We start from the raw sequence: 14,382 nt of genomic DNA on the forward strand, positions 1-14,382 counted from the left end.
AGAGCGTAACTGAGTCTGCCCTTCAGATACAACAAAGCCGGGTAAAAACCCGGCTTTGTTGTGGAATGAGGCGGTGCCTAACTCGACGTTTCGCCCTGTCCTGATAAAGCATCGCTATGATCAGTAGTTGGACGGCAGGCACCTTTTTGTGCGTCATTCTAAGTTTATGTAGCGCGTCCCGAAGGGGCTGACATAAGAAGGTGAATGAGCCACTGATTAATATTATGCAACAGCCGTGCCAGTTTGCAAAACAATAAATTAACATGATGAATTAAAAGGGTTTTATACACTCAACCTATTACTTGTTGGCAGAATGATTTCCAGGCTAAGTGTCGCTATTTAACAACACCTTTAGACCATGATTTTTCTACTTATATAAATCAACAAGTTAAGTGTCACCTTTTGGAGACATCGGCGGGGCAGGATTGTCGCGATTTTGCGACACGCATAAAAAAGCCCGGTGGCACTCACGCCTACCGGGCCTACAAGGGTTAGGGTGCTAAAACTTAACCCAGCTGCTTACGCGCGTTGCGGAAGATACGCATCCACGGGCTATCCTCGCCCCAGTTTTCCGGGTGCCAGGAGTTGCTCACGGTGCGGAACACGCGCTCCGGGTGCGGCATCATGATGGTCGCACGACCGCTTTCACTGGTGACTGCCGTAATACCGTTGGCGGAGCCGTTCGGGTTAGCCGGGTAGGTTTCTGTCACCTTGCCGAAGTTATCGACAAAGCGCAGCGCCACCAGACCTTTGCTCTCCAGCTGAGCCAGATGCGCAGCATCACGCACTTCTACCTGACCTTCACCGTGGGAAACGGCGATTGGCATCTGTGAACCCACCATTCCCTGCAGCAGCAGAGAAGGGCTTTGGGTCACTTCCACCAGGCTGAAGCGCGCTTCGAAGCGGTCAGACTGGTTGCGCACAAAGCGCGGCCAGGCTTCGCTGCCCGGGATCAGTTCGCGCAGGTTAGACATCATCTGGCAGCCGTTACACACGCCCAGCGCCAGGGTCTGCGGACGATGGAAGAAGGTTTCGAACTCGTCACGCACGCGGCTGTTGAACAGGATGGACTTCGCCCAACCTTCGCCCGCGCCCAGCACGTCGCCGTAGGAGAAACCGCCGCACGCCACCAGCGCCTGGAAATCTTCCAGACCGGTACGTCCGGCCAGCAGGTCGCTCATGTGGACGTCGATGGCGTCAAAGCCCGCGCGGTGGAAGGCAGCCGCCATCTCAACGTGGGAGTTAACGCCCTGCTCGCGCAGCACGGCTACCTTCGGACGCGCGCCTGTCGCAATGTACGGTGCAGCGATATCTTCGTTGATATCAAAGGAGAGCTTCACGTTCAGGCCAGGATCCTGGTCATTCGCTTTCGCGTTATGCTCCTGATCGGCACATTCCGGGTTATCACGCAGGCGCTGCATCTGCCAGGTGGTTTCTGCCCACCACATGCGCAGCGTGGTGCGGCTTTCGCTGAACACCGCGTGGCCGTCTGCTTCAATGACGAAGCGGTCACCCTGAACGGCTTTGCCCAGATAGTGGACGCAGTCTGCCAGACCGTGCTTCGCCAGAATCGCTTCAACCGCGTCGCGATCTGCGGCACGTACCTGAATTACCGCACCCAACTCTTCATTGAACAGCGCCGCCAGACGGTCTTCGCCAAGCGTGGCAATGTTCGCTTCAACGCCGCAGTGGCCGGTGAAGGCCATCTCTGCCAGCGTCACCAGCAGGCCGCCGTCAGAACGGTCGTGGTAGGCCAGCAGCTTACGCTCCGCCACCAGCGCCTGGATGGCGTCGTAGAAGCCTTTCAACTGCGCGACGTCGCGCACATCGGCTGGCTTGTCGCCGAGCTGGCGGTAAACCTGTGCCAGCGCGGTGGCACCCAGCGCGTTGTGGCCTTTACCCAGGTCAATCAGCAGCAGGGCGTTGTCTTCGGTCGCAAGCTGCGGCGTAACGGTGTGGCGCACGTCTTCCACGCGGGCAAACGCGGTGATCACCAGCGACAGCGGAGAGGTCATCTCGCGCTGCTCGCTGCCTTCCTGCCAGCGGGTTTTCATCGACATGGAGTCTTTACCCACCGGAATGGTCAGGCCGAGGGCAGGACACAGCTCCTCACCCACCGCTTTTACGGCTTCATACAGGCCAGCATCTTCGCCAGGGTGACCGGCTGCGGCCATCCAGTTTGCAGAGAGTTTGATACGTTTGATGTCGCCAATCTGCGTCGCGGCGATGTTGGTCAGCGCTTCACCGACCGCCAGACGTGCGGAGGCGGCAAAGTCCAGCAGCGCCACCGGGGTGCGTTCGCCCAGGGCCATCGCTTCGCCGTAGTAGCTGTCGAGGCTCGCGGTCGTCACCGCGCAGTTCGCCACCGGGATCTGCCACGGGCCAACCATCTGGTCGCGCGATACCATACCGGTCACGGTACGGTCGCCGATGGTCACCAGGAACGTTTTCTCCGCCACGGCAGGCAGGTGCAGCACGCGGTTAACCGCTTCTGCCACGGTGATGCCCTGGCGATCCAGCGCTTTGCCCGCCGCTTTGCGGGTTGTCACGTCGCGGGTCATCTTCGGCGTTTTACCGAGCAGGACGTCCAGCGGCAGATCGATCGGCTGGTTGTCAAAGTGGGTGTCGCTTAAGGAAAGGTGCTGCTCTTCGGTCGCTTCACCGATCACCGCATACGGCGCACGCTCGCGGCGGCACAGCTCGTCAAACAGCGGCAGCTGATCCGCGGCAACCGCCAGCACGTAGCGCTCCTGGGATTCGTTACACCAGATTTCCAGCGGGCTCATGCCCGGCTCATCGCTCAGGATATCGCGCAGGTTGAAACGGCCACCGCGGCCACCGTCGCTCACCAGCTCCGGCATGGCGTTGGACAGACCGCCCGCACCCACGTCGTGGATGAACAGAATCGGGTTGGCGTCGCCCAGCTGCCAGCAGCGGTCGATCACTTCCTGGCAGCGACGCTCCATTTCCGGGTTGTCACGCTGCACGGAAGCAAAATCGAGGTCCGCATCAGACTGGCCGGACGCCATAGAAGACGCTGCCCCGCCGCCCAGACCGATGTTCATCGCCGGGCCACCGAGCACGATCAGCTTCGCGCCGACGACGATCTCGCCTTTCTGCACGTGATCGGCACGGATGTTGCCGATCCCGCCCGCCAGCATGATCGGTTTGTGGTAACCGCGCAGCTCTTCGCCGTTGTGGCTGTCCACTTTCTCTTCATAGGTACGGAAGTAACCGTTCAGCGCCGGACGACCAAACTCGTTGTTAAACGCCGCGCCGCCCAGCGGGCCGTCGGTCATGATATCCAGCGCGGTTACAATGCGCTCTGGCTTGCCGAAATCTTCTTCCCATGGCTGTTCAAAGCCCGGGATACGCAGGTTAGAGACGGAGAAACCGACCAGACCCGCTTTAGGTTTAGCGCCACGACCGGTCGCACCTTCGTCACGGATTTCACCGCCGGAGCCGGTCGCCGCACCCGGCCACGGGGAGATCGCCGTCGGGTGGTTGTGGGTTTCCACTTTCATCAGGATATGCGCGGGCTCCTGATGGAAGTCATAGCGCCCTGCTTCGCGATCGGCGAAGAAGCGGCCCACCTCGGAACCTTCCATTACCGCGGCGTTGTCTTTATAGGCAGACAGCACGTGGTCAGGGGTTTGCTCCATGGTGTTTTTGATCATTTTGAACAGCGACTTCGGCTGCTGTTCGCCGTCAATAATCCAGTCGGCGTTGAAAATCTTATGGCGGCAGTGCTCAGAGTTGGCCTGCGCGAACATGTAGAGTTCGATGTCGTTCGGGTTGCGGTTGAGCTTAACGAACGCGTCCTGCAGGTAATCAATTTCGTCTTCTGCCAGCGCCAGGCCGAGACGCAGGTTGGCGTCAATCAGCGCCTGACGGCCCTGCCCCAGCAGGTCAACGCTCTGTACCGGCGCAGGCTGATGGTGTGAGAACAGCTTCTGCGCGTCGTCGAGAGAGGCAAATACGCTCTCCATCATGCGGTCGTGCAGCTCAGCCGCAACCGCCTGCCACTGCGCGTCGTTCAGGGTGGAGGCTTCAACATAGTACGCCACGCCGCGTTCCAGACGGTTAATCTGGCTCAGACCACAGTTGTGGGCGATGTCGGTGGCTTTGGAAGACCAGGGGGAGATGGTGCCCGGACGCGGCGTCGCAAGGATCAGTTTGCCGGTTGGCGTATGGCTGCTCAGGCTTGGACCATACTTGAGCAGGCGTTCCAGCTGTACGCGCTCCTCTGCATTCAGGGGGGCATTCAGGTCAGCAAAATGGACATACTCAGCGTAAATATTGCTTACCGGAAGGTCGGCCGCCTGAAAACGTGCCAGCAGTTTGGTAATACGGAAGGCAGACAGTGCAGGCGAACCACGCAGAATTTCCATCATAAGTCTCTCGTCTTCGAAGCGCCGGGGCGCTTACAGTGTGCGCAAGGGGGGAAAACGGGCGTCATTATAGAGAATCCTGAGCGCCGACGAAACCGTTTGCGTCGAAATAAAATTTGCACAGCGGTTTAACAATAGGTGTGACCTGTCTCTCTAATTTGTTGCCAAGTGGCGTAACTTTGCGCAAAATGCCGCTCATTCAATGGCAAACCTTATTCTTAACATGGCTACAGCATACTGAGGCAACCGGCGTCGCAGAGAATTAACTAATTGAAAAAATTAAAGATTAATTATCTGCTCATCGGCATTGTTACGTTGCTGCTGGCAGTGGCCCTCTGGCCTTCTATCCCCTGGTTCGGTAAAGCCGAAAACCGTATCGCCGCCATTCAGGAGCGGGGGGAATTGCGCGTCAGTACCCTCTCCTCTCCGCTGATTTACGGCGACATCAACGGCAAAACCATCGGTCTGGATTATGAACTGGCCCAGCAGTTTGCCGACTATCTGGGTGTTAAGCTCAAAATTACCGTGCGTCAGAACATCAGCCAATTGTTCGATGACCTGGATAACGACGACGCCGATATCCTTGCAGCCGGGCTGGTGTACAACAGCGAGCGCAGCAAGAACTACCAGCCAGGCCCAACCTACTACTCTGTCTCCCAGCAGCTGGTTTACCGCGTGGGAAGCGTGCGCCCGCGCTCACTCGCCACCATTAACGAGCAACAGCTGACGATTGCCCCCGGCCATGTCGTGATTGAGGACCTGCGCGCCCTCAAAGAGAAAAAGTATCCTGACCTGAGCTGGACGGTTGACCCAAAACTGGGCACCACAGAACTGCTCGATCAGGTTAAAGACAAAAAGCTGGCCTATACCATTGCGGATTCGGTGGCGATCAGTCTTTTCCAGCGCGTGCACCCGGAAATCGCAGTGGCGCTGGATGTGACTGACGAACAGCCGGTGACCTGGTTTACCCAACTGGATAACGATCAGACCCTCTCTGCGGCCATGCTCGATTTCTATAACGCCATCAATGAAGACGGCACGCTGGCGCGCCTGGAAGAAAAATACCTCGGCCATGGTGATGACTTCGATTACGTCGACACCCGCAGCTTCTTGCGCGCAGTTGATAGCGTCCTGCCGGACCTGCAGCCGTTGTTCGAAAAATACGCCCAGGAGATTGACTGGAAGCTGCTGGCGGCGATTTCGTATCAGGAATCCCACTGGGATACTCAGGCTACCTCTCCGACCGGTGTGCGTGGTCTCATGATGCTGACGAAAAATACCGCGCTGAGTCTGGGTGTTAATGACCGTACCGATGCGGAGCAAAGCATCAGCGGCGGCGCGCAGTATTTACAGGATATGATGGCTAAAGTACCGGAGACCGTGCCGGAAGAAGAGCGGATTTGGTTTGCACTGGCCGCCTACAACATGGGTTATGCGCACATGCTTGACGCGCGCGCGCTGACGGCAAAAACCAAAGGTAACCCGGACAGCTGGTCTGATGTAAAACAGCGTCTGCCGCTGCTGAGCCAGAAACCGTGGTACAACAAGCTGACCTACGGGTATGCGCGCGGGCATGAAGCCTACGTTTACGTGGAAAATATTCGTAAGTATCAGATAAGCCTGGTGGGGTATCTGCTGGAGAAAGAGAAAGAAGCGGCAGAAGCTAAACAGCTGGCTCAGAGCTACCCGGTGGTCGCACCGGACGAACTTAATCGTCCACCTGCTTCAATTCTGCCTTTTGTTGCTTTTTCTGCTGCCGGCGCATTCGAAAGAAGTCACTCAGCAGACCCGAACACTCTGGTGCAAGTACCCCACCGATAGTCTGCACCTGGTGGTTCATCCCCGGATGGCCTAGCACGTCCATTAGCGAACCGGCCGCGCCTGTTTTTTCATCCCGCGCACCAAACACCAGCGTACCGATACGACTGTGCACCATCGCGCCGGAACACATGACGCAGGGTTCAAGGGTGACGTACAGAGTCGTATCGAGCAGACGATAGTTTTGCAGTACCAGCCCGCCCTGACGAAGCGCCATAATTTCGGCGTGCGCGGTAGGATCGTGGCGGCCAATGGGGCGGTTCCACCCTTCGCCAATCACCTGATTATGATGAACCAGCACCGCGCCCACGGGCACTTCGCCCTCATCCCAGGCACGTTGAGCCAGCGTTAGCGCGTGGCGCATCCAGTATTCATGATTGTGTTCAGGGTTGGACAACGGTTGTACTCCAGTCGAAAAGCGGGCGGCATTATACACACCCACTATATACACGTCATCCTTCAAGCCGCCTTGATCCAACTTGAATGATTTAGTGTATGAATTTGTCTATTCGAGTTGCTGAAGTTCACCTGATGGCGTGACGCGCCAGCGGTGCTGGCAAAAATAGAGCAGCGGGTTGTCCTGCTTGCTGTCGCTGTAGCCGCTGTACAGGCGCAGCGGCGTGCCGATGCGCTTCTCCAGCTGAACCACTTTCTCGTGCCCCAGGCAGCGCATAGTCAGCACCCAACCGCCGTAAGCGCGGGAAATTTGCGTGGCGATAAGATTTACGCGCGGCAGCCAGGGCGTATCAAAATAGACCTGCTCCACCAGCGTCTGCGGGGAGCCGGTAATCAGCCAGATATCGGCATCGTTCGCGTCGAGGTAGCTGGTGAGACGCGCCTGCACCACGGGAAACGCGGCGACATGGCCGCGAAACCAGTGCGCAAAATCCTCTTCGAGCTGTTTAAGCCGTGCTTCGCTGTGACCAAAGGTGCATCCCCAGAGCAGCAGGCTCATCGGCCAGCGCGCTGCACGGCCTTTAACCAGCAGCGCGATGCCAATCACGGGTAAGAGCGGTAAGACGAGCAGCGCATTCAGAGGCTGACGCCGCAGCAGATAGCGTATAAAGGTGCCAAACATATCCTGCTGATGCAGCGTTCCATCCAGGTCGAAAAAGACAACGCGACGCGCGTGATTTGCCAAACCTTACTCCTCTGGGTCGTTGAATCCTAACAGCCAGGTAAACAGGAACCCGGCGATTACCGCTACTAAATAGCCTAACAGATAGAGCATCACTTTTCCGGTCACGATGGTTAATGCCAGCGGTAAACCGGAAAGTCCAAAGGTGATCACCGTCGCCACTTTCCAGTAGCTAATGAGCGCCCCGCCCACCGCGCCGCCCAGACAGGCTGCGAGGAAAGGTTTCCCCAGCGGCAGCGTAACGCCGAAAATCAGCGGCTCGCCGATGCCGAGCAACCCGACCGGGAGCGCGCCTTTAATCACTTTTTTCAGTCGCGCGTTGCGGGTTTTCATCAGTACGGCAATCGCCGCGCCGACCTGCCCCACGCCCGCCATCGACAGGATAGGCAGCAGCGCGTTATAGCCGTGCGCCTGCACCAGCTCGACGTGGATCGGCACCAGCCCCTGATGCAGGCCGGTCAGCACCAGCGGCAGGAAGGTACCAGAGAGCACCGCCCCCACCAGCAGGCCACCACGGTCGATAGCCAGAGACGCACCGTGGGCGATGGCTTCTGAGATCCAGCCGCCTAACGGCTGGAGTGCCACCACCGCGACGCTACCGGTAATGAGCGTGGTCAGCAGCGGGTTGAGGATAAGCTCAATCGAGCCAGGCAGGATCGCGCGCAGCCTTTTCTCGATCCAGCACATCAGGATGACCACCAGCAGCACGGCAATCACCCCACCGCGCCCGGGCTGGAGCGCCTCACCAAACAGCGTGATCTGCGCCAGCTGCGGGCTGGACAAGATGCCCGCCATTACCCCACCCATGGCCAGCGATCCGCCAAACACCTTCGCGGTATTCACCCCGACCAGAATGTTCATGATGGCGAAAACTGCGCTGCCGAAGATCCCAAGGATCCCCAGCAGGTTTGGATACTGCGTGGCAAAATCCCCGACGATATCCGGCCGCTTGAGGATATTGATAATGCCGGTGATCAGGCCCGAAGCAATAAACGCCGGGATCAGCGGGATAAAGACGTTTGCCAGCTGTCGCAGCGCATCGCTCATTGGCGCCTTGTATTTGGCTTTTGCCTGCGCTTTGGTGCTTTCGGCATCGTCAAATGAGGCCGTCGCCTCACCACCAACCATCAGCGCGCGCATGGCATCAACAACCTGCGCCGCTTTTCCCGGCCCGACAATAAGCTGGTGCTGCTGCCCCTGTTTGACGTATCCACTTACGCCGGGGAGTTGCTTCAGGCGCGGTAGATCAAGATCGTCGTCGTTATGCACCTCGACGCGCACGCGCGTCATGCAGTTTTCCAGACGCTGGATATTCTTTTCTCCGCCGATCCCCTGCAGGATGCCGCTGGCGAGCGCTGCTGTCTTTTCCATACACGCCTCTGTTAGTTTTCTAATGCAGCCCGTAAGAACCCGTTATGCGCATCGAGTTTGGCTCTCGCCGCCGCGGCGTCCAGCCCGCTTAAGATCATCAGAATGGCCGGTTTAACATCGTGATCGGTTTGTTTCAGGACCGCTTCCGCCTCTTCACGGCCTGCGCCTGTCGCCTCCATCACCATGCGGCAGGCTCTGTCCACCAGCTTGACGTTGGTGGCCTGCATATCGACCATCAGGTTCTGATAAACCTTGCCGAACTTCACCATCGCGCCGGTGGAGATCATATTGAGCACCAGCTTTTGCGCGGTCCCGGATTTCAGGCGCGTGGAGCCGGTCAGCGCTTCCGGCCCGACAACCGGAGAGATGGCGATAGCGGCCACCTGGGCAATCGGCGAGCCCGGGTTACAGGAGATGGCAACCGTCGTGCAGCCTGTCTGGTTGGCGTATTCCAGGCCGCCAATGACGTACGGCGTGCGCCCGGATGCCGCCAGCCCAACCACCAGATCCTGCGCGGTCAGGTTCAGCGCTTTGAGATCATCTTCACCGAGCTGTTTGTTGTCTTCCGCCCCTTCAACGGCTTTCAGCAGCGCGCCTGGGCCACCGGCAATCAGCCCGATCACCAGGCCGTGCGGAACGCCAAAGGTTGGCGGACATTCGGAGGCATCCAGAACCCCCAAACGTCCGCTGGTGCCCGCGCCCATGTAAATAATGCGTCCATCGGCCTTTAGCGCAGCTGCGGCCGCATCAACCGCCTTCGCCACCTCTGGTAATGTCTCTTTCACTGCCTGCGCGACCAGCGTATCCTGTTGATTAAAGCGGTTAACCAGCTCCAGCGTGGAGAGTGCGTCAAGATCCATGGTTTGCGGGTTACGCGTTTCAGAAACCAGTGAGCCAAGATTCATTTTTTGTACCTCAAGAATTTTTAATTCATAATAATCACACTATAGTGGAATATAAAATTCATTCAGGCGAGCAAAATTCGTATTTGAGCAGATAATCACATTTTCGCCAGGAGACCGTATGAACTGTTTAATTCGCATTCGCCAGCGTTATGCAGGCTTTGCCCAAAGCGACAAGAAGCTGGCGGATTTTCTACTTTCTCAACCCGATCACGCGCGCCATCTTAGCTCGCAGCAGCTGGCGAGTGAGGCGGGTGTGAGCCAGTCCAGCGTGGTGAAGTTTGCCCAGAAAATCGGGTTTAAGGGCTTTCCGGCCCTCAAGCTGGCGATCAGCGAAGCGCTGGTGAGTAACCCCAATCCGCAGTCGATGCCGGTGCATAATCAGATCCGGGGCGATGACCCGATGCGTCTGGTGGGCGAAAAGCTGATCAAAGAGAACGTGGCGGCCATGCATGCGACACTGGATGTGAATACCGAAGAGAAGCTGCTGGAAAGCGTGGCGATGCTGCGCGCGGCACGGCGCATTATTCTTACCGGGATAGGTGCATCCGGGCTAGTGGCGCGTAACTTTGGCTGGAAGCTGACGAAGATCGGTTACAACGCGATAGTGGAGCAGGACATGCACGCCCTGCTCGCCACCGTTCAGGCGATGGATCCTGACGATTTACTGCTGGCGATCTCTTATTCCGGTGTACGTCGAGAGATCAATATGGCGACCGATGAAGCGCTGCGCGTCGGCGGTAAAATTCTGGCGATCACGGGTTTTACGCCAAACGCGCTCCAGCAGCGGGCAACGCGCTGTTTATATACCATTGCCGAGGAGCAGGCCACGCGCAGCGCGGCTATTTCGTCCACCAGTGCTCAAATGATGCTGACGGATCTGCTGTTTATGGCGCTGGTGCAGCAGGATCTTGAGCGCGCGCCCGAACGCATTCGTCACAGCGAAGAACTGGTAAAGAAACTGGTTTGACGCGTATAATGCCCGCCCAGTTTGTGTTGTTTCTGAGAATTTCCTGATGGCGCTGTTAATTACCAAAAAATGCATTAATTGCGATATGTGCGAGCCCGAATGCCCGAACCAGGCGATTTCGATGGGCGACAGCATTTATGAGATTAACAGCGACCGCTGCACGGAATGCATCGGCCACTATGAAACGCCGACCTGTCAGAAAGTGTGCCCGATCCCGAATACTATCCTGAAGGATCCGGCCCACGTCGAGAACGAAGAGCAGTTATGGGATAAGTTTGTCCTGATGCATCATGCAGACAAACTCTAGCTTTCAATGATCACCGTTGCGCAGGCGTAGTGGCGTTCATCGGCGAGCGTCACGTGCATGTGATTCACCCCCAGCTTTTCCGCCAGCTTTTGCGCTTCCCCCCACAGACGCAGGCTCGGTTTGCCCAGCTCATCGTTAAACACTTCGAACTGGTTAAACGCCAGGCCGTTGCGAATGCCGGTTCCGAAGGCTTTAGCTGCCGCCTCTTTAACCGCAAAGCGCTTCGCCAGAAAACGCACCGGCTGCTGATGCGCCTCCCAGATGGCCCATTCGTTATCGCTCAGCACGCGTCTTGCGAGGCGATCGCCGCTACGGGCGATCACCGCTTCAATGCGGGCTATTTCAACGATATCGGTGCCTAAGCCCAGAATGGCCATTACTGACGCGCTTCCTGCATCAGGCGTTTCATTTCTGAAACCGCCTCTTTCAGACCGCTCATCACCGCACGGCCAATAATGGCGTGGCCGATGTTCAGCTCGTGCATTTCCGGCAGCGCGGCAATGGCTTTCACATTGTGGTAGGTCAGGCCGTGACCGGCGTTAACCTTCAAACCCAGGCTTGAAGCGTACGTGGCCGCTTTAGCGATACGCTCCAGCTCTTTCGCCTGCTCGGCGTCGTTTTTGGCATCGGCATAGCAGCCGGTGTGAATTTCGATATACGGTGCGCCCACGTCGGCCGCCGCTTTAATCTGGGTGAAATCAGCGTCGATAAACAGAGAAACCAGGATACCGGCATCCGCCAGACGTTTGCAGGCATCGCGCATTTTGTCGAGCTGCCCGGCCACATCCAGACCGCCTTCGGTGGTCACTTCCTGGCGTTTTTCCGGCACCAGACAGCAGAAATGCGGTTGGGTCTCGCAGGCAATGGTCAGCATCTCTTCGGTGACCGCCATCTCCAGATTCATACGGGTGTCCAGCGTCTGACGCAGAATGCGCACGTCGCGATCAGTAATGTGGCGACGGTCTTCACGCAGGTGAACGGTAATGCCGTCAGCGCCAGCCTGTTCAGCGATAAACGCCGCCTGAACCGGATCGGGATACGCCGTGCCGCGCGCATTACGCAGCGTGGCGATATGATCGATGTTGACGCCTAACAGTAATTCAGCCATGACAATCCTCGGTTTTCTTTTCGATTCTGTGGTCTAACGTTTCGGCACAAACTGCCTGAATAATTCGCGGCTCTTTAAGGGCTTGCCGCCAAGATACGGCTTGAGGGCAATCCGGGTAAAGCGTTTTGCTGCGCGCAGGGTGTCCTGATCGGGAAACTCGCGCTCATACAGCGCCCGGAGCTGGCGCCCGGTAAAAGTGCTGTTGTCTATTACGATACTGGCGATAAAGCCTTTTTCTTCGCGGTAGCGGTAGGTCATAGTGTCTTCTACCTCGTCCCCGCTACCCGCACAGTGCAGAAAATCTACGCCGTACCCGAGATGGCCCAGCAGTGCCAGTTCGAAGCGGCGCAGCGCAGGCTCGGGTGTGCCGGTTGCGCCAGCAAGTGCCTGGATACAGTGCAGATAATCGAAGAAAAGTTCCGAGAAGCGAGTCTCATGTTCAAGGACGCGAGAAATGAGTTCGTTAACATACAGACCGCTGTAGAGCGTGATGCCAGAAAGGGGAAGCGCCAGAGAGACGGCTTCAGCGCTGCGCAGGGTTTTGACTTCCCCTCGCCCGCCAAAGCGTACCAGCAGCGGGGTGAAAGGCTGTAAGGCACCTTTCAGGTTAGAACGTTTGGAACGTGCGCCTTTCGCAACAAGGCGCACGCGGCCCGACTCTTCCGTGAAGACGTCCAGCATAAGGCTGGTTTCGCTCCAGGGACGACTATGGAGAACGAAGGCACGCTGCCAACCTTCCATTATACTCGTCGTCTTGCGTTACTGGTCTTCGCCGTAACCGAGGCTGCGCAGAGCACGCTCATCATCGGCCCAGCCAGATTTCACTTTCACCCACAGTTCGAGGTGAACCGGCGCTTCGAACATCTCCATCATGTCCTTACGGGCTTCGATACCGATGGTTTTTATCTTGGCGCCTTTGTTGCCGATCACCATCTTCTTCTGCCCTTCGCGCTCAACGAGGATCAGGCCGTTGATGTCGTAGCCACCGCGCTCGTTGGTCTGGAAACGCTCGATCTCCACCGTCACAGAGTACGGCAGTTCAGCGCCCAGGAAACGCATCAGCTTTTCACGGATGATTTCAGACGCCATAAAGCGCTGAGAGCGATCGGTGATGTAGTCTTCTGGGAAGTGATGAATCGCTTCCGGCAGATGCTTACGCACGATGCCCGCGATGGTATCAACGTTCAGGCCGGTCTCAGCAGACAGCGGAACGATGTCGAGGAAGTTCATCTGGCTTCCGAGCCACTGCAGATGCGGCAGCAGGTCGGCCTTTTCCTGCACGTTATCAACTTTGTTGACCGCGAGAATGACCGGCGTTTTGCCGTCACGCAGCTTGTTCAGCACCATCTCGTCGTCCGGCGTCCAGCGGGTGCCTTCAACAACGAAAATCACCAGCTCTACGTCGCCAATCGAGCTGCTCGCCGCCTTGTTCATCAGACGGTTGATGGCACGCTTCTCTTCCATGTGCAGGCCTGGGGTATCGACGTAGATCGCCTGATACGCGCCTTCAGTATGGATGCCGACGATGCGGTGACGCGTGGTCTGCGCCTTACGCGAGGTGATGGAAATCTTCTGCCCAAGCAGATTATTCAGCAGGGTGGATTTACCAACGTTCGGACGTCCGACGATGGCAATAAATCCGCAATAGGTTTTTTCTTCGCTCATTCCAGCTCCAGCATTTTTAACGCCTGTTCGGCGGCAGCCTGTTCAGCCTTACGACGGCTTGAACCTGTGCCCACCACCGGTTCACTCAGGCCACTGACCTGGCAATGGATGGTAAATTCCTGATCGTGCGCTTCGCCACGTACCTGCACCACCAGATAGGATGGCAGCGGCAGATGACGACCCTGCAAATATTCCTGCAGACGCGTTTTCGGATCTTTTTGTTTATCGCCCGGACTGATTTCGTCCAGACGGCTCTGATACCAGTTCAGGATCAGCTTTTCTACGGTCTGGATATCGCTGTCCAGGAACACACCACCAATTAATGCTTCGACCGTATCGGCAAGAATAGATTCACGACGAAAGCCGCCGCTTTTCAGTTCACCCGGTCCAAGACGCAGACATTCGCCCAGTTCAAATTCACGCGCGATTTCCGCAAGGGTATTACCCCGAACCAGCGTGGCACGCATGCGGCTCATATCACCCTCGTCCACACGCGGGAAACGATGATAAAGCGCATTCGCAATCACGAAACTTAAAATAGAGTCACCTAAAAACTCGAGGCGCTCATTGTGTTTGCTGCTGGCACTGCGGTGGGTTAATGCCTGTTGCAACAACTCCTGATGATGAAAAGTGTAGCCCAGCTTCCGTTGAAGCCGATTAATTACGATGGGGTTCATGCGATACCAATAAATGAATGCGTCAAAAATGCAGC

The 14,382-nt window shown here is 57.2% G+C and carries 13 protein-coding genes; 3 read left to right on the forward strand and 10 right to left on the reverse strand.

Annotation, left to right across the window (positions count from 1 at the left end; translation table 11 throughout):
* Nucleotides 1-506: 506 nt before the first annotated feature.
* Nucleotides 507-4,394, reverse strand: a complete 3,888-nt coding sequence (purL, locus tag HV355_RS05460; RefSeq protein ID WP_126816188.1) for a phosphoribosylformylglycinamidine synthase — start codon at nucleotides 4,392-4,394, stop codon at nucleotides 507-509.
* 267 nt (nucleotides 4,395-4,661) lie between these two features.
* On the opposite strand from purL, the gene mltF reads away from it, so the two are divergent.
* The gene (gene mltF / locus HV355_RS05465; protein WP_182401149.1) at nucleotides 4,662-6,212 is read left to right on the forward strand and encodes a membrane-bound lytic murein transglycosylase MltF; all 1,551 of its coding nucleotides are present in this window, start codon (nucleotides 4,662-4,664) and stop codon (nucleotides 6,210-6,212) included.
* Here mltF and tadA read toward each other — a convergent pair.
* The 4 genes from tadA to murQ all read right to left on the reverse strand — a co-directional run bounded on the left by tadA (nucleotide 6,100) and on the right by murQ (nucleotide 9,623).
* A complete protein-coding gene (tadA, locus tag HV355_RS05470) occupies nucleotides 6,100-6,606 on the reverse strand; it encodes a tRNA adenosine(34) deaminase TadA (RefSeq protein WP_108416747.1) in 507 nt (168 codons plus the stop codon). The genes mltF and tadA overlap by 113 nt on opposite strands.
* A gap of 108 nt (nucleotides 6,607-6,714) precedes the next feature.
* The gene (gene yfhb, locus HV355_RS05475; protein ID WP_182401150.1) at nucleotides 6,715-7,350 is read right to left on the reverse strand and encodes a phosphatidylglycerophosphatase C; all 636 of its coding nucleotides are present in this window, start codon (nucleotides 7,348-7,350) and stop codon (nucleotides 6,715-6,717) included.
* A gap of 3 nt (nucleotides 7,351-7,353) precedes the next feature.
* Nucleotides 7,354-8,718, reverse strand: coding sequence for a PTS transporter subunit EIIC (locus tag HV355_RS05480; protein WP_126816192.1), 1,365 nt, complete (start codon nucleotides 8,716-8,718; stop codon nucleotides 7,354-7,356).
* 11 nt (nucleotides 8,719-8,729) lie between these two features.
* Nucleotides 8,730-9,623: an N-acetylmuramic acid 6-phosphate etherase gene (gene murQ / locus HV355_RS05485; RefSeq protein ID WP_182401152.1), complete on the reverse strand. Its 894-nt coding sequence runs from the start codon at nucleotides 9,621-9,623 to the stop codon at nucleotides 8,730-8,732.
* Nucleotides 9,624-9,741: 118 nt separating this feature from the next.
* On the opposite strand from murQ, the gene HV355_RS05490 reads away from it, so the two are divergent.
* Together HV355_RS05490 and HV355_RS05495 are read left to right on the forward strand one after the other, a co-directional pair.
* Complete coding sequence (locus HV355_RS05490) at nucleotides 9,742-10,590, forward strand: MurR/RpiR family transcriptional regulator (protein ID WP_182401155.1); 849 nt, start codon at nucleotides 9,742-9,744, stop codon at nucleotides 10,588-10,590.
* A gap of 46 nt (nucleotides 10,591-10,636) precedes the next feature.
* Nucleotides 10,637-10,897, forward strand: coding sequence for a YfhL family 4Fe-4S dicluster ferredoxin (locus HV355_RS05495; RefSeq protein ID WP_010434061.1), 261 nt, complete (start codon nucleotides 10,637-10,639; stop codon nucleotides 10,895-10,897).
* On the opposite strand, the gene acpS is transcribed toward HV355_RS05495, so the two are convergent.
* Genes acpS through rnc form a run of 5 tightly spaced genes read right to left on the reverse strand, consistent with a single transcriptional unit; the run spans nucleotide 10,894 to nucleotide 14,347 of the window.
* Entirely contained in the window at nucleotides 10,894-11,274 is a 381-nt protein-coding gene (gene acpS / locus HV355_RS05500) for a holo-ACP synthase (protein ID WP_042715848.1), read from the reverse strand. The genes HV355_RS05495 and acpS overlap by 4 nt on opposite strands.
* A complete protein-coding gene (pdxJ, locus tag HV355_RS05505; protein WP_126816194.1) occupies nucleotides 11,274-12,005 on the reverse strand; it encodes a pyridoxine 5'-phosphate synthase in 732 nt (243 codons plus the stop codon). Before pdxJ ends, acpS begins: the two co-directional genes overlap by 1 nt.
* Nucleotides 12,006-12,038: 33 nt before the next feature.
* The gene (recO, locus tag HV355_RS05510) at nucleotides 12,039-12,746 is read right to left on the reverse strand and encodes a DNA repair protein RecO (protein ID WP_089598411.1); all 708 of its coding nucleotides are present in this window, start codon (nucleotides 12,744-12,746) and stop codon (nucleotides 12,039-12,041) included.
* 18 nt (nucleotides 12,747-12,764) lie between these two features.
* Nucleotides 12,765-13,670, reverse strand: coding sequence for a GTPase Era (gene era, locus HV355_RS05515; protein WP_006176722.1), 906 nt, complete (start codon nucleotides 13,668-13,670; stop codon nucleotides 12,765-12,767).
* The gene (rnc, locus tag HV355_RS05520) at nucleotides 13,667-14,347 is read right to left on the reverse strand and encodes a ribonuclease III (protein ID WP_010434072.1); all 681 of its coding nucleotides are present in this window, start codon (nucleotides 14,345-14,347) and stop codon (nucleotides 13,667-13,669) included. Before rnc ends, era begins: the two co-directional genes overlap by 4 nt.
* Nucleotides 14,348-14,382 lie beyond the last annotated feature (35 nt).

The organism is Enterobacter sp. RHBSTW-01064, assembly GCF_014103035.1.
In the GTDB taxonomy this organism is placed as follows: domain Bacteria; phylum Pseudomonadota; class Gammaproteobacteria; order Enterobacterales; family Enterobacteriaceae; genus Enterobacter; species Enterobacter mori.